A 21,351-nucleotide genomic window follows, 5' to 3' on the forward strand; every position below is an offset into this window, starting at 1 on the left:
AGGTCCTTTAACGCCAAGTGACAAACAAAGGTTTGTCCATCCATGGGTATTTAATGGTTTGAAAGCTCCAGGGCAATTGGTCCAGCAGCATGTCGAAGGTGCCAGGGAAAACTTCTAACTGCCATTGTTTGTCTTGCGCAATGAGTTGTCCACTGCGCTGTATGAAGGTGGATTGTAGGCCTTGAATGGAGGTTGAGCCCAAGGCTTTCCAGTGGCTAATAAGGGCATTGAGCAGGCCTTCTATCAGGGCGGTGGCGCCGTCCGGTAATGGGGTGGTATTGGGTATAGGGTCCTGAATGGCTATGCCACATAAGACTTTATTGAGCATCAGTTGATACTCGGGCGCTTCTTGACTGCCATCTGCCATGTATTGTAAACAAAACAAGGCTTGATGACGTGCATCAAGGCTAACAAATTGCTGACCATCTGTGAGCTTGAGCCGTTGGAACAGCATAGGAATATAGGTTGACGCCAGTACTAAGCCGGCATTATGAACGGCAATCGGGTCTGATGTTTCTGTTGCCTCAGCATTGGGGTCTTGCCAAGGGATTGAGTCGCTGGTGTGCGTTTTCGAGCTTTGTGGCGATGTCTGCTCAATGGCTTCATACAATCGACGAATGTCTTTTCGTTCAATATTAAGTGGCTTTGGCACACTCGGTTTTATCGATGGCGTATCGTGCTCTGGCAATGGGGTGGCACGCACTAGAGCGTCTTTTGCTGCCAGCGCGTTTGTTTTTGCTAGCACTTGTGACAGTTGACTGACCAGTGAGAGGTTTGAGTCCAGATTCAGTTTGGCTCTGATCGCGGGCTTTTGCGTTAGGTCATTGAGTATTTGCCGTAATAATACGCTGCTTATTCCTTGTCTGCCTTGCAGCAGTAAGCGGTGGTAGAGTACCTGCCAAAACAGTTGTTTGTGCTCTCTCTCATCTTTTAGCCAGTCTTTAAAGGCTTGGTGAATTGCCATTAAGTCACCCATGATGTGCGAGTAACGAGTCGCAATAAACTGGAAATGGCTGGCATCGTCAAGATCATTTATCCAATGTAACAGTAATTGAGGTGATTGCAGTTGGTGGGTCAGTTGTGACCATAAGCGAGAAGAATGTTGTTGGATTAAATACGAGAGTGTTGTTGATTCTGGTCGACCACCGTTGCCTTTGAGCCATTCTACTACTAGGTCAATTTGTTCAGCTGGGTCCGTTAATGCGGTCAACCAAGCTTGTTCTTGTGTCTGTGTTATTTGCGTGGGGGCGACTTTGATAATGTCGCGTAGTTCGCTAAACACTTGTGCAGATGTTTTGCTTGGCTGCTGTCTTTTGATTTCCTCATATAAGCGATTCAGCCAGTCGCCCATGGTTCTTGGTGGTGGTTGGCTCAGTAGCATGCGATAAAACCAGTGGGCGTTTATCCTTAGCTTGTTGAATAGGTGGCTGAGTCCAGCGAGCAAAGGTTCCAGTGAGGGCCATAAATGGGGCACTAGGGTTTTTATTAACCCTTGCTGGGCTTCCCTTGACCATTGCTGAATAGCCCAACGAGACGGCAATGAGGGTGCACTTAGGAATGTCCGTAATTGTTGGTGTTGTTCTTTGGTTAATACCAAGGTCTCGTTGTCTTGCTGTAGTTGGTTGAGTAACTCCGGTTCTGTTAACTGCGTAGTTTGGTGGCCCTGAGGGAATAATTGCTGTAAATCATTGCGCCAATGGTGCTGACCATCGCTGATTTCTAATAGTGCATGAATCAATTGGTGATGATCTAGGTTATACCGAGCGGCGAGTTTGCTGGTGACTGAGGCAAGATAACTGCGGCGGTTAAACTGGCTGCCACGTTCGACCAGTAAATAAGTCAGACTCAATTCCCACAGACTGTTTCGTAGGGGCGTTGGTGGAATGGATGTGGCTTGTATGGGTTGTGTGCCAGACGGCGTTGGTGGTGTACTTAACACTCTACTAATGAGTTGATGGCTGGTTATCATCTTCTCTATCGTTGCGGCGGCGGATGCATCAATCAATTCCACTAAGGTGAGGAGAATGGCGTCGTTAAAGCCCGTTGCCCAGCGTTGACGAATGATGTCCGTTTTACCCAGTTCGACGATGAGTGATTGTGCTAGCAGGCGGTGCGATCGCAGCCATTGTGGGGCTTGTTGTTGCCACAGGGTCGAGTTTGGCTGTTGTAAGATGGCCATCAGTGCGAAAGCGATCTCGCTATGGTTGTCTGTCAGTATGGCGGTGAATTGCCCATTTTGCTCTGAATGAAAAAGAACTGGGTCATACAGCAATGAGTGGGGGGAAACCGTTGCTGACTCTTTGTGAAAATCCTCTAACAGTGCGCTTAATGTGTTGAGCAGTGCGTGTTGTGGGTAGGGGCTTAACGCCAAGAGCATGGCCTGAATTAATTGCTCTTGTCCTAAATTTCGTCTTGCCGCCATCTGACGCGTTAGGGAGAGTAAATAGCGATGACGATTAAACTCACTGGCGGATTCCGCTAATAAGAAACTAAAGGTGAATTGCCAGAGGCTGATGCGAAGTGTGGCATCATTTATGTTTTTCGTTGGCTGGGAGGATTCAAGGTCTGCCGAAAAGAGTGTTTTTTCTTGCATCACCGCGCGAACGGCATCGAGGGCCTTGGGTTCAATGACGTGGGTCAGATCAAGCAGTGTCGGGTCAGAATAGTGTTCCGCCCAATGTTGGCGTACCGCAGCTAATTGCCCAATCCATAATAATAGTGACCTGAAGGCCGCATTGTCCTTGGGCCAATCACGCTTAAGGCTGGCTTCATTGCCTTGTTGCAAGGTAATCAGTAAATCATTAAATGCGTTGTTCAGTGCTGGCGCGGTTTTGTTGTCTGTTTTGGCGGCTGCTTGGCTAAGAGTTGGGGTCAAGAGCCGCTGCCAAGCTTGTTTGATCTGTTGGGTGTCGTTTAAGTCATTAATAGGCGGTTGTCCCAATTGCTTGACAATATTCACTATGGTTGCCTGTGGTAACCGTTGCCAAAGTTTATCTTTCAGCTCAGGCGTAGAGGCAAGAAAAGTCAGAATGGCTTTAAAGGATTTAGGCTGACGCATTAGCTGATCTATGTAAGGCACGATTTCTTTGTTTATCTCACCATAGAGTAGGGTGTGTATAAGACGGTGGCTATCTTCTGCTTTGGTAAGATCCATATTAAACGGTGTGTTTCGTGCGGACATTGTGCTGGTGAATGTTGGGGTTATAGCGGCTAATAGCGACGTCATTTGTTGTTTCAGTGTGCTATCAAGACTAAAAAACGCCAATGAGGTTTGCAGTGTGTTAATCAATTGCGCTTGTGTTTGATTGTGTGCCGCTGCCATTTGTGTAATAAGCGCCATCATATATTGCTGTTTATTAAATCGGCTGCCCCGTTCAATTAGCAGGTAATGCAGGGTAAATAACCAAAGCTGCTGGTTGATGGTTGTTTCTGGTACGACGGGTAACGGTTCAGCAGAGAGAGAATCGTTTGCCACCTTTACTACAGCAGTTGAAGAGTCTGTCGTGGAAGAGGCCGGTGCCTGCCAAAGTTGTGGTGTGTTTAATAAAGCATAAAGAAATGGGTATTCAGTGGGTTCGATGCACTTAAGTAAAGCGAAACGTTGCGCTTCATTAAGTGAATTCATTAGTGTCGAGGGCAATTTTCCATTCTGCGCCTGAGTATGTAAGGCGGCAAGCAGTGGTTGGCGGTAGTCCTGTATTAATACTGGCCATAACGCAACTAACTCTGTGAGTTGGTGATGGCTCAAGGCCTCTTGAATACGCGATTGCCAATAGTGAGCAAGCCAGCTTTTTAATCTTGGGTGATACCGTTTGGGGCTCTTTAACAATTGTATGACGGCATTTTGACAAAATATGGGGGACAGGTTATCCAGTAGCTTAGTCAGTTGTTCAGCAGACAGTTGGCCAATCAAACGTGTTAACAAACGTTCATGGTTCGTGGATTGAGTGAGTGCGTTATTCAACTGATGGGGATGATTCAATAACGCTTCTATAATGCCTGTTTGCTCGATGGGTTGCTGGTTATCAAATGTCCAGTGAAGCCGCCCCGTTTGCAGAAAGTGCAGTGCTTGATGCCAAGAATAGTCCTCGTTGCTATAGCGAGTTACGTTAGAGCTAACGTCCTCTGAAAGGCTTTTGGATGAGGGGTTCTGTGACAGTGCTTGAGTATTTTTAGACTCAGAACGGGCGTATTGAGCTAATTGTTCGCACAGTTGTGCGTCAATAGCGCTCAGTAGATCGCTAAATAGACTGTTGGTGTCTAGGTTGCCAAGATCAAGAGAAAGATGCTCGATGGTGATGACTTCATTGGCGGGACAATAACGATTAAAGATCTGTTCGATATGTGGCAGTAGTTCATTTATCACCCAGTGATGGGCATTTTGCTCAAAACTTTCGGCTTCAAGAGGTGAGTCAAAGTTGAGCTTTAATTCAGCGTTTTGGATGTTATGGCCTCTTGTCATAGTATCAACTCTTCATCCTGGGTGCTGGGCTGCTGTAAAAACGTATGAAGTTTGTCCGCTAATTGATCACAGTCTTGTTGCTCATCTTGACGCTCATAACCTGACATAGAATGACTTAGGTTAAGCACTTTGGTTTTTTGCTCGCGCCACGCAAAATATAAGGACTCAAATTCACAGAAGTCATGAAAAGAAAGCCAATGAATATGCACAAGCAAATGAGCAGGACTGTTGTTGCGAATGAGTGCTTCGGCCTGTTGACGAAAGTGTTCATTATGATGGCGTGCAGTAAACCCGGGTAAAACGACGCTGATTTGATGCGCATACGGAGTAAGGTCGACCGATGTTCCTTGAGGGCGAAGGGTGATATGTTCCACTAGATGAAGGCTTTCGCTCTCATGGTTTAGCTGAGTAAGCCACTGTTGTAGCTGATGGCAAAAGTTGAGCAGTTTGTCTTTATTGGTATGATGTCCAATATAGAGCCATAGGGTGTCGTCGTCTGCGGATTGTTTACCCGAAAAATTGAAAAACAGCTGATATTCCTCTTTGCGAGTGTGGTGTAGCACTTTAAAACAATGATGATCGATACCTAATAAGAATAAAGACTCGGGAATGGTCTGGCCTCTAAACGCGATGATAGTGGAGCGTATTTGATGAATCTGTTGATCACTTAGGGCCATGTTTTCCGGACGTTCACTAACGGATTCGAGCAACAAGCGTATTGGTTTGCGAATTTTAAATAGGGTTTTTTGACCAGTTGGGCTGTGGGCAAAATGCGCATCACTGACCACATTGAGTAAATGTCGGGTGAGGGTGCGGCTATAGTGGTTTTTATCTGTTTTTTGTACACCGAGTAGCAAGGAAATTCTTTTTTCATACCCGCTTTGGTGATTCACTTGGAACAAATTCGGGCCAAGGCCACGCTCATTAGTAACGGGGATAATCTCATTAATAAAGGCTTGCTTGCTTTTCAGCAGCTGCCAATTTAGCGCCTTAAATGACAGGTACGGGTTAAACTGACGATGAAAATCGTTTGGGTATTGTTCGCCGTAAAGCGCCAGTATGTAATCAAAGAGGCGTCCCTTACGCTCTGGGAAATCGTCAAATTGGTCTTGTAACGCTCTTAGTTGTTGAGCTGCTTGCGCTGGGTAATGTTGGTCAATATCGTAAAACTGTTTATGACTGAGAGCTTGTATTTGATAACTGTATGGGGAATCCAATGAGAGAGAGAAAAGCTCACGGATTCCATCCAAATCCCGACAAAAATTCGCCATCAGTTGATCAAACAATAGTAAATAGCTACGTAGTTGATGACGTTCCGCTTGTTGTTGCGGGTTATAGTGGCTTGATCGCCCAGGTGCTAGGTGATAATTGCGGGGGAATAACGTTTGCACTGACTCATATTGAGCAAAATCGTAGAACCTTCCAGTAGGTAGAGAAGGCTCTGTGGAAGTGCTAGCGGTCAGTTGAATGCGTCTTTGTTGTTGGTATAGATGAAAATTAAGACCAATTTCGCTGACATCCAGTGTCACCGCATGATTTTTCTGGAGCAAAGCTAACTTAATGTCTGACTCCTGTTCTGGGAGCATAAGCTTTGCGTATTCGGGCAATGTTTTGATTCGTTCATTGAGATCCGAGGCGTCTGTGCTTTGAAAGTATAAGTCGTGAATGTGTTGTATGGCGTTATTGGCTAACAGATGCTCTTTTAGTTCCGCTAATGACGGTTTGATATTTTTTTGTCGAATCCATTGATTACTTTGGTCATAAATACTTGCCGCCAGTTTATTGGTATCGTCTACATCATCACTGATATCAATAATGGCGTGGAGCGATAGGCTTGTCTCGCCAATTATCCTGACCTGATCTAGGTCTTCTCCCAGCCCACGAACACCATGATAGGCTTGGGTGATGGCGTGGATGGTTTGCTGAATATGCCGTGAGTCGTCACTTTGCCCCTGTTGAGATACCACCGGAAGTAAGCCATCAATTTGATACAGTCCACAATGTGGTACTTGTTGGTTTAATGCTACCCATACTTGGTCCAAGTCAGAGATGACCGATAGTAACCATGACTGATAATCATCAGGGTGTTGTGGCGGGGGGTGAAGAATGTCCTCCGGTGGAGCCAGACCGTATCTAGGGTAATCAATTTGGCCGTTTGACTCGGTGAGGTAGTCACTGACGTCAAAGTCACTGCGATAAATGAGGTCAGTGAGTGCATAACACAGTTGTTCTAAAATCGTGACACCCGGATCATGGGTATTATAGTCTGTCCAGACCTTGCCACTAAGCTGCTGAATATAGGTTAACCCCAACTGAAACAGTTGTTCAAAACTATCTGGATTTGCTTGATGATCTTGTTTGGAAATTGTTAGTGTCATGATGACGCCTGTTCATCCGCTTGGCGGCTTTCACACAGTGCCATAAATGGGTCATGCCAAAGCTGTGTTATGTGATAACGGATAAACAGGTGTTCTCCATAGTTTGTATTCGTTCGAATTTGCAGCACGTAGGGGCGATTTGATCCGTGGCGGGTGGTTTGTTTCCAACGTAGTTTCAGCTTATCGGCTGCTGAATGAAAAAAAGCGTGTTGAGTTTTGATCGGATTTTTTTTACGCCATTGCCACCACCAAGTGTTAGGCGCACAAGTGTTCGTAGCAATGGCATGCAATAAAGCGTATCGACCACTGTGTCGAATGCCTATTCCCGCAACCACTTCAAACATATTGCATCCTTCTAACTCCGGTGTCAGGTCATGCCACTGGCCATCTGCAGGAATGGGCGCTTCAAGTAATTGACTACCACTGCGCCCCTCTGAGCCGATGACGCCATGAACATCCAAGGTATGCTTGGGGTTGTCTGTCTGAATACCTGCTTTTCCATCAATAGTAAGTGTTAGGTTCGGAGTGTGCGTTGTCTCTTGACCCTCTTGTGTAATAGGAGGGCAAGCTCTGAATTGAAGATCTGTTTGTTGTTTTGCAAAGCGCATTTGCCAAAGTGGCAGGTTAGGATCACTTTGTTGATAAAAGCTTAAAAGATGCTGTTGGTCCAACGCCGTTAGTTGTAGGCCCGTTACAGGCGGTTTTACGAAGCCTTCTTCCACTTGGTTGACGCAGGAGTCAATCAAATCCGCAAAATGCTCGGCAGATGGCATGGTGCCTTGGCGGAAATAATTTTTTAGTGTACTTCGATTACGTTTTGCCATGATTAAGTTGTTCCATCGTCTAATGCAGGGGCGTTTGTATTGGTGATGGCTGCATTATCTGGGTTGATGATAAATTCTTCGCCAATGACGAGCTCTCCAATGCCTGTTGGTTCAGGGAGCATGGTTATGTTGTCGTTTTCGATTTGGATGTAATGATGCTCCGTTGGTATCAAAAGATACCAAGGGTATTGGGCTTTAATTGGCTGCTGTGTACTGGCGCTGTCCTGTAGTGCATATCGGGTTTGTTGTTGGCTGATTTTTAGTACCGAGATACCACTCACGTTGGCCACATTGGGTTGCTGGTTAATAAACGAGGCCAGTTTGCTTAAAGACAATTGCCATCCAAGCCCCTGATTCATGCTGTTTTCTTGCCATGGGCACAGGGCGCAATGAAGGGCGTAATTTAATTGGCGTAAAGCGAGGCCATGGTGAACACCTGCATGAAATGATACACGACAGCGGACTTGGATTTTCTCATAGCCGGGGTTACGCACTTCGATCTGTAATCCTTGACGGCCAACGGATTGCAGCATGTTGCGAATGCTCAGCAGTGCTGTAGCGTCCACCATTTTAGGCTGACAAGGCGAGTGCTGACAGTCTGTTTTTCTGGGCGTCACGATCAGTAATACTCTTCCAGGAGCGGGTTCTTGATGATCAAATTGACGACTCGAAAAGCAATAGGCAGCGCCAATGTCTGTGAATTTTTCCAACACTAAGCGCTCATAGTCCCAGGGTGTAATAGCTTGTCCTTTGTGACGTAAGGTTTCGCTAATCCGAGTGATCCACTGTTCCTGAGTTTCTTGTTCTCGCGCTTGTTTCATTGGCGTCAATTGCGCTATTTTCGTGAGATTAGGCTGCTTTGGGTATGCTTTCCATTCACTAAATGAAGCAGCAAGAGTTGGCTCACTGCGTCCGCTAACTTGCAGTACATGGGTAGCGACATGCAGACAATTAGGGTAGCGGTTCACACCATGATTGGTGCTCACTTTAAGCCAGTATACACCGTCTGGCATTACTTGGTGGGTTGCATTAATCTCTTCAGGTATATCCAGTGTGACTAACCCCGTGGTTAGGAATCCTTGAGTGGTGTCGTGAATGATGTTTTGTGGAGGAAGTGTTACCCACTGATTATTGACTAGGTAATGCCAGTGATAGCTGGTTGATGGATACGGTGTTAGAAGTTTAGAGCTGCCATCAAGTAGAAAAAATAGATTGAGATAACCAGACAGCTGGGAGGCGGATAGGCCGATAAATAGATGACTATCATGTCGGTAATCTGGCAGTAGTCTAGGGCATTGAAGGCGCATAGCTTCTAAAGGTGGGTAGATTTGAGCCTGACCAAATGGGTGTAAATGTATTATTTGCCCTTGTTGGGCTGGGTCCAGAGTCGCAAAGTCGATTTGTACCTGGGCTTGATAATCAATCGAAAAACGATTTAATAGTGGTGTATAAGGTAAATTGGGTAAGGGCTTAGGCTTTTTCGTTTTTACATTGGCTGTCAAAATTTGACTGAATAGTGGTCCGTAATCACGATGACCAAATGCATTTTGTGGGCCATTCAGTTTGATCTTGAATAATCCATTACGAATGCCCGATTGAGGGCTAAAGGGGGTATTTGGCCAGTTCTGCGTTATTGGGGTGAACGCTTGCTGCATCGCATTGATATGAAGATGGCTGTTCTTTTCTAACAGCCCATCTGCTGGCTGAAACAAAGGCTGGCTTAATGGACCGAGCGTTGTCCATTGACCATTATTTAAGACGTCGGTGCTGACTTGGAAGCTGTGATTTTTAAAAAGATAGGAATACCCATCATAATGCTGCCTAAACCCATCACTGCCTCTGGGTAGACCTGCCCACTCCATTTGAAACGTCAGTGATTTTACATGCTTGCGAGCAAGCTCTTCATTGGCAATCACTAAATAAGATTCGTCACTTGGTTGGGCACCAAAAGGCAAAAAAGGTTGGCTTGGGTCAGCTTGTCCATCATTGTTATAAAGCTGCAAGCGTGTCATTCCTGTGACTTGACAATGGATGGACATATTGGACCACTCAAATCCTTGAAAAATGGAATAAGGATAACAATTGGTTTGCTTTTTGAGGGTGAGCTTTAATGCCGGGTGAGGTAAAGACCATTGTTGACCGTGTTGTTCTGGCGTAGCTGGTACCGTCGCTGAAAACCCAGGGTCCATTTTTAGTGATAATATGAAGCCCATTCGTTGGGATGTTGTGTTGTCATCCGTTGTTTCATTAACAGGGTGTATTTGGCTATTATGGACGCTTTTCCAGCCGTCCGTGGTCGTAATCTCTACATTAAATACGCCATTAAATAGTTGATAAAAGGCGGTTGTTTTAGAGTGAGATAATAAATTCTGGATGGTTTCTAGAGCGACGGAGTCGATAATTTGTTTGTCTGCGAGTATTTTGGCATTTTGACAAATACTGTCTATATCGTTTTCTGTCAGCCAGTCATTAGCGCTTAGAATGTGCCGACAAATTAATTGACCAAAAATGCCAAAAAAGATGTCTTGCTGTTTGCTTTCTTTTTGTCGCGCAGCTTGTTGCAGTGGTTCTGTTTGTTGTAGCTGTTCTGTCTGTTTTAGTAAGGTGAGGAAAAATAGGCGATAGATATCATTAAGTTGTTGTGATGGAGAGTGTGCTATCAGTTGTTGTAACTGATTAGGCTGTAGCTGTTCCACCAATTGACTGGCTGAAATCTTGGTATCGACATGATCAAGAAGATGGTTGTGTATAATGAGTAATTGTTCAAAGAACTGAGTTAATACTTTTCGGATATCGATGTCTTTATCCTGCTGGCCTTTGAACTCGCTGAATAGATAAAGCTGTTGCTCAATAATCCCTTGGCGAACTTCTTGCAGTGCAAACCGTATGGTGACATTACGCTGTCCTTCCGCCATGGATAAAATAGGGTCTGAAATAACCAGCCCTATGCTCTGTGTATGCGAGTTTACTTGGGTTTCATTTTCTTCAATGGGCGTGCCAAACATGGGGAAGTTTTGGGATTTGGGAAAGTCTGGTCCTTTTGCAGTCGGTTCCACCATGATTTTTCGGGCATTAATGCCACAAACGAAGCCTGTTTCTCTTTCGGGTGAGGCCTGAGAGTCTCTGTGCAAGGTTAAACTAAATACATGTGTTACTTCCGCATCGGTCACTACCATCGGGTAAGTTGCTTGGTAGTCGACCCGTTGAAACTGTGCATTGTTGCCAGGACTAAAAATCTTCCCTTTGATGATCTCGGCTGGGGTCGAACTCGTCGGTGATTGTGACAGCTTTAGATAAACCAGATCGTCGGGTACTTTTTTATAATCTTGTTGTAGAACATCTTGATAGTAAAAGAGTAAATGCCGTTGGGTAAAGGTATTGATTTTTTGTTGTGCACGTTCAAACAGTTTTAAGAAACTGATGTAAAGTGCTAGCTGCGGTGCTTGCTCACCTTGTTTTAGAGAAGAGGTAAGTATGCTCTGGCATATATCTTGTAATCGGGTGATAACAAGGTTGATTTTTGAAAAACAGAATTGTAAGTGATCCAGCGAATTTGGCAACAGATGCTGAGTTAACGCGAGTTTATCTAGCCCCCACAGCGCATCGAATTGACTCATATCCGGACGGTCTTCAGGTGTCACATCTTCTAGGAGTTGTTTAAGGGGGACAGCAAGGTGCGTTTGAAAAAGATTTAATAAGGTGAATTTTAGTTGATAAGCAATGTCAGGAGAGCTTGGTAGGTGTACATACCATTGGTTGAGTTGGTGGTATAAGTGAAGCAAATATTGTCGTGTTGAGTCCTCACCTAATTGTTTAGCCTGTTTAAATTGCTGTTTGTACTGATTCAGATTAATGCTTATTACTGTTGCACTGACAACCAGTTCACTTTGCTCGAACATGCCTCCCCAATGCCCTGCCGCTTGATCGTTTTGATCACGATAAGGAATCTGTCTGGCAAATCGTTTGACCCAAACTAAAAGCTGTTCAAAGCTTTGTTCGTGAAGCTGAAAAAAATGCGGGGAAAGAGCCTTGTTTTTTCGTTGCTGCCGCGTTGTCATGGGCTATGCATCCTGTTCATCACGAGCTGGAAGTAGGCTGGGATTGATTAAGGTTCCTTCCTGTAAATAAAATGGGTAGACCATATTGCTGCGTGTATTGGTTGTCACAATGAGATATTCAAGCCTAATCATTAATTGGCCTTGATCTACGTTGGGCTGAATATGAATCTCTTGTAAATTAATGCGCGATTCAAAAAATAAAATAGCTTGCTGAATTTCATATTTGATTTCAGTGAGCGTTGTTTGAGTCAGTTCTGCAAACACAAATTGATTGAGTTTACAGCCATAGTCAGGGCTCATTATCCGTTCTCCAGGGGAAGTAGAGAGGAGGATAGACAAGCTTTGTTGAATATCTACTTCATCCTGACTTAATGTGACACGTTGATTTGATGGTGCAAATGTGGGCGGGAAAGCCCACCCTGAACCTAGAAAAGCGTTTTGTTTACTCATTTAAATTCCTTTTTCAAAGAGTGGTCATGTTAATAGAGTATTGATGCTTGAAGCATTATCCGCCAATCATTACGGTGGGGTCACCAAGTACAATGCTGCCACCATGATCGGTACTGTCTCCCATCCTAGCCGCTGGCTTTCCACCAATGAGAACCGTAGCAGACCCTTTCACTATGGTGGATGGAGGCCCTACGCAGGTGCACATGTCGCCAACAACCGCAGCAGGAAGATTGCCAATCAGAACCGTAGGGACACCTGGTCCAATCACTGGCCCACCCACGTGAGGAATGGGAGGTAACCCTGGTGTGACCATTGGGCAAACATGCATGTCAGTTAGTCTTGCTGCAAATGTCATATAATCTTCTCCTTTAATTAATTTTAACTAAACCACCTTTGATGGTCGTTATGCCTGAGGCGGACAATTCTGCCGTTGCTGATCCTTTAGCAGTGAGTCCTGTTTGTGCCTCTAGATTGACATTGAGCCCTTGTACTTTGACATCAGCTTGTGCAGTGATGCTAGTATTGTTTGTTGATTTTAGCTCTATTTTTCCTTTCGCTGAGAGTGTGATGTCTTTCGGACTATCGAGGGTGATACCACTATCATCCATGGTAATGGTGTTTTTATTTTGGTCTGAAAGGGTGATGGATTTGCCTTTATCACTGATAGTAATACTGTTGTTGCCAGGGGTGACGATGGTAATCACTTTATCTTCGTCATTAAATTCCACTTTCAGTTGGTTTTTGGTCACAATTGCTTTGGTGTTGTTCTCTGCGGTTAAATCATAAGGTGACGTATGTTGACTGCTGTATAGGCTTCCTAACACAATGGGTTGGCTAGGGTCATTGTTGACGTAACCAATGATGACTTCATCACCTATTTCAGGGATGAAAAAATTACCGCTTTTTTGGGTGGCGTAGTAACTGGCAAGTCTTGCCCAAACCAGATTGTTTTCATCTCCCAGAGCTGGCATTTCTATTTGAATGCGGAACTGGGATTCCGGGTCTTCGTCCAGTTTGGTGACAAGTCCAATTTGCAATCCATCCACAGGAGGTAGCCAACCTGCGCCTGATGGTGCACCAAGGTCACGGTGTTCAGTGGACCACATAGGGGATAGTCCTAAATCGACTGTGGTGAGCCATTGACCGTTTTCTATCTGGTGGTGCACTCCGCCGATATAGTGGGATCCATTGAACCGGTCGCCCACCCCCGCCAGTTGTATGAGGGTATTGATTTTTGCTTTGGCATTACCTTGAAAGGTGAGTGAGCCTCGGACTTTGGCTAGCATGGATTTTACCCGTTGACCTTTTGCCCAGCCTTCCAGCATTTCCTGTGTGAGACTACCGGAGGTTTGTAAGCGGTAGTCTTTGACATCCAATACTTTTGCGAGATCACTGTCACTAAAATTACCTTGACCTGAAATCGATGTTGCGGCGGCTTGCCCTTTGAGTATTTTTTGCTGGCTTGGATCCCAGCCAATGCCTGTTACTTGACTGAGTTGATGACGGGCATCCGTTTCGGCGGAAAAATCAATCAAGTCCGTCCCATAGGTAACGACCAGTTCAGGTGCTTTATCAATGGCGGGAGCCGTTACAGAGAGGCTATTGGATTGATTACTGACCACCAGACCATTGGCTTCTGCTCGCGTTAGCAAAAAGTCCCAGTCTGTACAATTAAACTGAACCAATTCATCATGTTTCTCAGAAATGCTCTCTACTTTTTCAGCAGTAAGACCAGAGCAGTTACTAATCAGAGTGCTGATTATGTCGCTATCTGATTGTTTTAAAAAACTTTGGCTGTTGCGAGCTACCGTCATGGCAATCGCTTGATCTTTGCAGGTGATATTTAGGGTAGATTGATTGTTGTTGTCAATACGGATGGCATGGGATATAACGAGGCCTTCAAAGATGACTTCTTCTTGACTTGAATAGCCGACGCTGATGCTAATTTTGCTTCCAGGTTTAAACGTTTCGCCTTCACTGGTATCAAACGTTTGCATGGCCATATTACCATCGCTTAATACTAATTCTGCTGAGGCTATTTGATTGACCTGATAAAACACATGGATGGCAATTATTCCAATCTCACTGTTGATGGTACTGCCATTTGCTTTAATGGTAAAAGAGGTCGCACCAGAAATATTTGTTATTGGAGATTCCGCCATAAAATTCCTTATTAGATGAGAGGTGGAAAATAAAGTCTGGTTCCCGGCGCTATTTGTCTTACACTAACGAGTTGATTAGCGCGAGCAACGTCCATATAGTACGAACTGTCGTTATAAATTTTATGACAAAGCTGAGGGAGTGTATCTCCCGCTTTAAATTCAACAATATGAGTGAGATCTGGCGAGGAATTTTTTGCGAGTTTCTCTTTTTCTTTGTCTGTTAAATATTCGTCAAAACTTAAGCTAACGGTCGCTCTCAGAGGAATACCATAGGAATCAAATAATTGATAGGTGATATCCATGGACGTTAACCGACCTTTAAAAATAAGCGTACCCCATGTGATAATTACTGGGTAGGGTTCGTGCTTATCCCCGTAATAATCATATATAACACTTTTTAATAGTTTAAATTGTACCGGTACGGGAATGGTAATCAGTTGGTCAACAGCCCCTGTGGCATCTATTATTATTTCAAAGCTTAGCTTTTCACTCTTATAGCCTTTTAATTCAACTTTTGGAGCCAAGTTACCTTGTGCTTGACGATTATTACACTCGCTATTTGTGTAGTCTATCCCATACCCATGTTTCAGTGAATTAGGGTTGAGCATGGCAATATAGGCGCCTTCTTGTGATAGGATTTTTAACTTATCCATGTCACTCAGCGCTCCCTACGATCTTGTTTTAGCTTATTAAAGAGTCTTTTCATTGTCTGAAACTGTTCTCCATCGTGAAGTTGCAACTGAGATTGTTGTGAACATTCATCTGTATTTTCTTGCGACTTTTCTGATCCGGAGTCGTTCGTCTTATTTGTTGTAATGTTTGACCGCATGGTCATTTGTTTGACTTCAATAGGCATAGTTATAATGTTCTTTTAGTACGGCTATAGCAAAGTTCAATTTCTTCAATCGCTACTTCGTTTTTAGTTGCATGAAATTCATTGACGTTCCATTTAACTGGATAAACATTATGGAACTCCCAAATACGGCATGGTGAACCATCGGCATCTAAAAGCCGTACGGTGACCGTTTTTGTTTTGATTGTCGTGTTTAATTGTGACTCAAGGGTACTCTGACACCATTTCATTAGGGCCGATTGTGATTCAGCAATACCCCGTTTAAGAGTGAGATTACTATGTTTGACAGACTGGGGGAGGTGATAGACTAAATTACTTCCCCCTTCTTGGTATTCTTGTGTTTCTATCTGTGTTTGAATTCCAGTAACCTCTTGAAATGCAGCATCACTCATACTGCCGCTAATCACAACACTAAAATGAAATGCAGGGAGGGGCCATTGGTCAGACATTTGTACCTTTTCTCTATTATTTTAAAGGATGCATTTGAGATCCAGCCATCACCATAAGTGTGATGATGGCTGGTTGTGATAAGTCAATTAGACTGAGATCGCTAAGCCTTCATGAGCCAATTCAATGGTCTCAACGGCGACTTCATTTCCATCTGATTTTAGATCCGTGCCTGTGACTTTCGTTGGCCATGCATTCGTCAGTTTCCAAGTCATAACCGGACTACCAGCTTCATCTAATAAATTGATCGTGACAGGTGTTCGAGCAATGGTGTTCATTTTGATTTGTGAATACCAATCATAGAATTTATTGTCACTTTTAAATATGCCTTTTTTCAAGGTGACGTTACTGGTTTTAACGATACCTGGCATTTTTATGGTTGAGAAAACCTTGCTATTACCGGCACGGTATTCAATGGGTTGAGCTTCTGTATCGAGCCCAGATATTTCCTGAAACGCAGCAACCATTTTTGCTCCAGCGCCACCTTCCCATTTCACTTCAAAATGGAATTTTGGCATTGGCCATACGGTTTCTGACTGTGCTGATCCATCATCTGCCATGGGATTCTCCTATTTATATGTATTTATTCTCCTAGTTATCTAGGAGTTTGTGTTAGTGGTTTACGATTTCTGCATTTGTTGCTGGAAAGTGATTTCAATAAACTCAGCCGGACGACTAATCGCAACCAGTACAGTAATACGTAAAATTCCTTCTAAGATATCATCTGGTGTCATGGTCTTTCCTAATCCGACACTAACACTGTAGGCGTCCGCTGGCGCGGCCCCTGCTAATCCGCCACGCTTCCAAATTCCATATAGAAAACTGCTAATCATACTTTCCATGGAAACCCATGTATTGGCAACGTTCGGTTCAAACACGTAAGCTTTTGAGGCCAGTCGGATTGACTCTTCCAGCATAATCATAGTTCGACGCACGTTAACATAGCGCCAGTCTAAACTGTTGCCATCTAATGTTCGTGCTCCCCATACGAGAGTGCCTTCACCGATAAATGGACGAATCGCATTGATAGATTTACCTTGTGTGGTAACGTTTAAATCCTCTTGCTCATCATCGCTAATGTTGACAGTTGGCGCAACGACCGCATTCAGACTGACGTTCGCTGGGGCTTTCCAGACGCCACGGGCATTATCAACCATGGTATAGACACCCGCCATGGCTGCTGCGGGCGGTAGAATATTTTGCTGGAACTTTACGTCGGCCAAAATGGTTTGATAAAGTGGGCTAATGGTAGACAAGATTTTGTTGAGTTGTATTTGCTCTGAACCAGAAAGACCACTAGCGAGTTTTGCAATCTCATCTAGCATTTGCTGTTTTCTGGTTGCTCTGAGTTTGTTTCCTCCAGTATTGAGTTCTTCCTCCGTTAACCCCTCTAAATCTGTAAAACTAAGATTCACTTCATTGGTGAGTAGCTCTGTAAGTTTGTCCAGATTGCTAATGTTGTTAAAGCTGAGTTCATCATCTTGTACAATGGAAGTGTTGAGCCAAGGATAATAGGCGGCTGAATAATCGAGATAATTCGTGCCTAATTTAGAGCGAAAGTTTGCTATGCAATCTCCATCTGGGTGTTGACGGTCTTTAAAACCCTCCCAAACATCCAAAATAGCAACGCGGTTTTTCATTTTTCCACCGCAATGACCAAGTACGGCTTGTTGGACGTTTATGCAGTCATCTTCTGCCAGTTGCACGGCTTCTGGAATAACTACCATGGTTGGTTCTTGCTCTTTAATTAATGGTGTAATACCGTCTTTTAGCGCTTTACTCGTTATGTCATCTTTGTAATTGCCGACGGATACAATATAGCAGGGGCCTCCGCCGTTCTGGAAAAAGAACAACATATTGTAATATAAAAAATGTCGGGGATTGTCTTGCTTGATTTGATAGGCCACATCGCCTTGCTGGAATACTTCTCTGGCTTCTTTGTCGTCACCTACCTCACTTATTGCAAAAGTATGTAGAGAAGGGCCACCAAAATATTGGCGAAACTCCGACATAGAGGTAATGCGCCATGGTTGATTGCGAAGGGATTTTCCACCATTACTTGCTTGTTCCGTATAGCCTATGAAGGCAGGTACTGCGGTCGCCACTTCGACAACTGAGTTTGGAAAAGCATTGTTTTCGACTATGTACACACCCGGTGTTTTCATGACACCCATAATAAAATCCTTATCCTTATAGTATGAGATGTATCATTACTTTTCCCTAAGCAAAGCAGAAGAAGGGCTAATTCAATTTGTTAACAAGAATGTACTCTAATGCCAACTATGAATTCAATGCATAAACCAATCAGGTAACTTTAGTCTTTAAGTAAAGTAATAAAACTAGATTTGACCGCTTCAACGATTACTCTTAAGCATCATATTATGCTTAAGATTGTTTAATAGAAGATCTAAAGAGCTGCTAAATCAAGAAAATACTGTGTTGGGACTGCTTTTGCTTAATAATTCCTTTTTTTTTACACTTTTAAAAAGGAGGTTACATTGTTTTAAGTCGTTATTTGATCTATGCGACATAAATATGACATAGGCGGTGGTAAGTGTTTTCTTGGGTAATTATTTCGATATTTTTTGGGTGCGCAATTGGGAGTGCTCGAAGAATGGGCTGATATTGATCCCTTAATTGAAAGGGAATGTTGCGGCGTTGCTGCATTGGAATTGGGGTGCTGGAGCGGAATGTTATGACATTATTACGACCGTTCATTTGCTCAAGCTCTTGAAATTCAAATAAATAGGTTTTTTTAGGGTCATCAATCAGAAGTTGGTCTGAATATTTTATTGAGAGGAAATAGTATTTCCAATAGGTCTCGCAGTGTTCATAAGATAGGGTGATATGTTTGTTTGCTTCATAGTATTGGTCTGAAGAAATTTCAAGGTTTATGAGTCCGACTAAGTTTTGGCTGATGTCATAAGGCGAGATGATATTTTTTGGATAATCAAGTAGTTGTTCAGGTGATAGCCATTGCTTTGGGGAGGCTTCTAAGTTTTCAGAATGATTAACCAAAATATCAAACTCTGCAGTGCAAAGAGAGTGTGGTAAAGGAATATTGGTATAATTTCGGAAATAAGCATCACCACTAAAAAGTTTGAATTGTAAATGCTGTGAGTCTTGAATAGATGGCGCTGCTTTTAGCGCATCTTGATCAAAAAAAATACCTATTCCACCAGCGGTATTTTTGATGAACATCTGGTTTTTTTCAAGCCACTTTTGAGTCGCTGATGTCGGTACTAAATGGACTTGCTGCGCTAAATTTGATGTAAAAAAGCTATGTGTGATGGTTATTGATAGATACGGTTGATAAGAAGCCATCATGCGTCCTTTTTGAATAGGTTTGTATCAGTCAGACTTAATTGGCCCACTTGCGTTAGGATGGTTTCACTGTTAGGTATGACAGCACGAACTTTATACACGCAAGACGGGAGATAGCGCGAACCTAACATGCTCCACATGTGGCTTAGCTCACCACTAGGGATTGTTTCCATTTCTAATACCAACTGCTCTAGCGTTTCTGGTAGATCAGGTGCATTTTGACGATTAAAAACCGGATTTCGATGGCAGAAAGCGAATAGATGAGACAGTATTTTTAGGCCATCTGTGTAATTCATACCTGAAAAATGAGCCGCAATGACGACAGAGATAGATAGGTACAACGGCTTGTTGCTTATTGCTGAGCGTTGACCAGCTTGAAAGGCTGTCATCTGAGGGCCTGGTTTAGAAAAAGTATCCTTCTCTAAATTGCTGATAAAGACTAATATTTTATTTTCGATACTGGTCGTACCATGGGTGTCCGTATCCGTCGGGGGTGAGACCACAACAATATCCTCTGTTAGATCAAAGGATGTTCTGATTGATTCATTCATTTTGTGGCAGAGATAGTTTAAACAGTCGTCAAGCATCGTGCTCTCTTTTCATCCGATTGCTGTTATCTTGTCAATCCGATTGACAAGAAGATAATGGTGATAATGATCGATACATAACAGAATATCTATCGAAGATTTATCAAATTACACCATGAATGGTCATAATGACCAGCCAATATTATTCTAACCAATCCTTTGCGGCGTCATTAATCGCGATAAACGCAGGGTTGGAGAGACGTTGATCTGTCGAGATGGCATAGAATTGTTCGCGAATTTCTTCAGTGTTGCCAATGATCTCGACTTTGAATTGCTCGGCGACTTCCTCTGCAATGGCCGATGGCACGATAAACACGCCCACCCCGGCTTGCCCAAAAGTTTTCATTAGTGCGCGATCATCAAATTCGCCAGTGATTTTTGGGTGAATGTTATGCTTTTCTAACCATTGTAAAAGTTGTATCTGGATCAAGGATTGGTCACTTGGTATGAGAAAAGGCGCGCCTGCGAGGCATTCAGGGAAGGTGGTTTGAAACGTATCCACTAGCGTGGGAGAGGCCATAAAAGAGGTGCCACATTCCCCTAAAAAGTGGTTAAAGCCTCTCACTCCCAGTTGTGTGGGAATTTGCCCATCGGCGATGATCAAGTCCAGTTTATGTAGCGCCAGTGCGCCAAGTAAATCTTCTAAACTGTTTTCTTTGCAAACCAATCGAACCGGGTCTTCTAGTGTCATGGCTGGAGCGAGGAGGCGATAGGCTATGGACTTTGGGATGGAATCGGCAATACCGACTCGCAGCAATTGGGTTCTATCGGTCGACGCCGTGCGCACGGATTGTTCTAGTTCGCTGCCCAGAGAGAAAATTTCGTCGGCGTAACTGAGTACCATACGGCCAGTATCCGTCAGCTTAAGATTACGTCCTACCTTGACGAAAAGGGCTTTGTCAAACTGATCTTCCAGTAACTGGATTTGTCCACTGATGGTTTGTGGTGTGATATGTAATTTCTCACTGGCTTTGGCAATACCACCTTGCTTAGCCACCACCCAAAAATAATGCAAATGCTTGAAATTGATCATATTTCACCAATAGTTCGAGAAAAACTGATTATTTTTCTGAATAAATCGATTATATCTTAGGAGATTTTGCAGCTAACTTAAAGTTTCAAACATAACTTATCCATTCTTGGGTAAAGGAGAAGAAGATGAAAATCAAAGTGCAAGCACGTCGTTTATCTCTTACTAAAAGCTTGAAAGCTTATGTAAAACGTCGTCTGAATTTTGCATTGAATTCCCGTTATGACAATATTCAACGAGTGACCGTTATGTTGACGGATGTTAACGGTCCTAAAGGTGGTGAAGACAAACACTGCCAAGTCTTGGTTAAAATCAATGGCCAAAAAGAAGTGGTGATAAACGAGCGGCAAGCCGATATGTATTATGCTATCGACAATGCTGCTAGCCGTACAAGCCGAACGGTATCAAGACGTATTGAGCGTTTGCAGGCCAAAGCAACGCGCATGAAAGCGGCCTTTCACAAGATGAGAGCGCCAAAGAAAATGCCCCGTGATGTATACGAAGAATATGAAAATGAGTACGGCTATTATCGTCATGCATAGGTTAGAACTAGCCTAGTTGATAATGGCAATAAATTAGAGACCCCTACTTTAAGCGAATCAGAACATTTGGTTCGCTTTTTTTTATTAATTAAGTAAGAGCGACCTATATTTCTTCTATAGGTCGCTCTTGGGGATTAATTTGGAGATAGGTTGGGTAAGAACATCGCAATGTCTGGGAAGACCATAATCAATACTAGTCCTAGCAGCCCCATCATGGCGTAAGGAAAGGCGCCA

Annotated in this window: 15 protein-coding genes; 1 reads left to right on the forward strand and 14 read right to left on the reverse strand. The window is 43.6% G+C overall.

The features are described from left to right. Positions 1-7 precede the first annotated feature (7 nt). From JHD45_RS20005 to nhaR, 14 genes are all read right to left on the reverse strand, one after another. The gene (locus tag JHD45_RS20005) at positions 8-4,462 is read right to left on the reverse strand and encodes a contractile injection system tape measure protein (protein WP_199478243.1); all 4,455 of its coding nucleotides are present in this window, start codon (positions 4,460-4,462) and stop codon (positions 8-10) included. Continuing rightward, positions 4,459-6,840, reverse strand: coding sequence for a hypothetical protein (locus JHD45_RS20010; RefSeq protein WP_199478244.1), 2,382 nt, complete (start codon positions 6,838-6,840; stop codon positions 4,459-4,461). Before JHD45_RS20010 ends, JHD45_RS20005 begins: the two co-directional genes overlap by 4 nt. Continuing rightward, positions 6,837-7,664: a hypothetical protein gene (locus JHD45_RS20015; protein ID WP_199478245.1), complete on the reverse strand. Its 828-nt coding sequence runs from the start codon at positions 7,662-7,664 to the stop codon at positions 6,837-6,839. Before JHD45_RS20015 ends, JHD45_RS20010 begins: the two co-directional genes overlap by 4 nt. Positions 7,665-7,666: 2 nt before the next feature. Continuing rightward, a complete protein-coding gene (locus JHD45_RS20020) occupies positions 7,667-11,722 on the reverse strand; it encodes a hypothetical protein (RefSeq protein WP_199478246.1) in 4,056 nt (1,351 codons plus the stop codon). 3 nt (positions 11,723-11,725) lie between these two features. Further along, a complete protein-coding gene (locus JHD45_RS20025; RefSeq protein WP_199478247.1) occupies positions 11,726-12,172 on the reverse strand; it encodes a GPW/gp25 family protein in 447 nt (148 codons plus the stop codon). 55 nt (positions 12,173-12,227) lie between these two features. Then, complete coding sequence (locus JHD45_RS20030) at positions 12,228-12,527, reverse strand: PAAR domain-containing protein (protein ID WP_199478248.1); 300 nt, start codon at positions 12,525-12,527, stop codon at positions 12,228-12,230. 13 nt (positions 12,528-12,540) lie between these two features. Beyond that, positions 12,541-14,334 carry a type VI secretion system tip protein VgrG gene (gene vgrG, locus JHD45_RS20035; protein ID WP_199478249.1) on the reverse strand — a complete coding sequence of 598 codons (1,794 nt, stop codon included), beginning with the start codon at positions 14,332-14,334 and terminating at the stop codon, positions 12,541-12,543. Positions 14,335-14,345: 11 nt separating this feature from the next. Continuing rightward, positions 14,346-14,987, reverse strand: coding sequence for a CIS tube protein (locus JHD45_RS20040; protein ID WP_199478250.1), 642 nt, complete (start codon positions 14,985-14,987; stop codon positions 14,346-14,348). Between the two features lie 205 nt (positions 14,988-15,192). Beyond that, positions 15,193-15,636: a phage tail protein gene (locus JHD45_RS20045; protein ID WP_199478251.1), complete on the reverse strand. Its 444-nt coding sequence runs from the start codon at positions 15,634-15,636 to the stop codon at positions 15,193-15,195. 87 nt (positions 15,637-15,723) lie between these two features. Then, positions 15,724-16,194 (reverse strand): phage tail protein, encoded by a 471-nt coding sequence (locus JHD45_RS20050; protein WP_199478252.1) that lies wholly within the window; start codon positions 16,192-16,194, stop codon positions 15,724-15,726. Positions 16,195-16,254: 60 nt separating this feature from the next. Beyond that, positions 16,255-17,808, reverse strand: coding sequence for a phage tail sheath family protein (locus JHD45_RS20055; protein ID WP_199478253.1), 1,554 nt, complete (start codon positions 17,806-17,808; stop codon positions 16,255-16,257). Positions 17,809-18,154: 346 nt separating this feature from the next. Further along, the gene (locus JHD45_RS20060; protein WP_199478254.1) at positions 18,155-18,961 is read right to left on the reverse strand and encodes a hypothetical protein; all 807 of its coding nucleotides are present in this window, start codon (positions 18,959-18,961) and stop codon (positions 18,155-18,157) included. Continuing rightward, positions 18,958-19,545, reverse strand: coding sequence for a DUF4255 domain-containing protein (locus JHD45_RS20065; RefSeq protein WP_199478255.1), 588 nt, complete (start codon positions 19,543-19,545; stop codon positions 18,958-18,960). The genes JHD45_RS20060 and JHD45_RS20065 overlap by 4 nt, the downstream gene beginning before the upstream one ends. Before the next feature lie 142 nt (positions 19,546-19,687). Then, positions 19,688-20,578, reverse strand: a complete 891-nt coding sequence (gene nhaR, locus JHD45_RS20070) for a transcriptional activator NhaR (RefSeq protein WP_199478256.1) — start codon at positions 20,576-20,578, stop codon at positions 19,688-19,690. A 125-nt stretch (positions 20,579-20,703) separates the two neighbouring features. On the opposite strand from nhaR, the gene JHD45_RS20075 reads away from it, so the two are divergent. Beyond that, positions 20,704-21,117, forward strand: coding sequence for an HPF/RaiA family ribosome-associated protein (locus tag JHD45_RS20075; protein WP_199478257.1), 414 nt, complete (start codon positions 20,704-20,706; stop codon positions 21,115-21,117). Positions 21,118-21,351 lie beyond the last annotated feature (234 nt).

This window comes from Marinomonas spartinae (assembly GCF_016461715.1).
GTDB classification, from domain to species: Bacteria; Pseudomonadota; Gammaproteobacteria; order Pseudomonadales; family Marinomonadaceae; genus Marinomonas; species Marinomonas spartinae_A.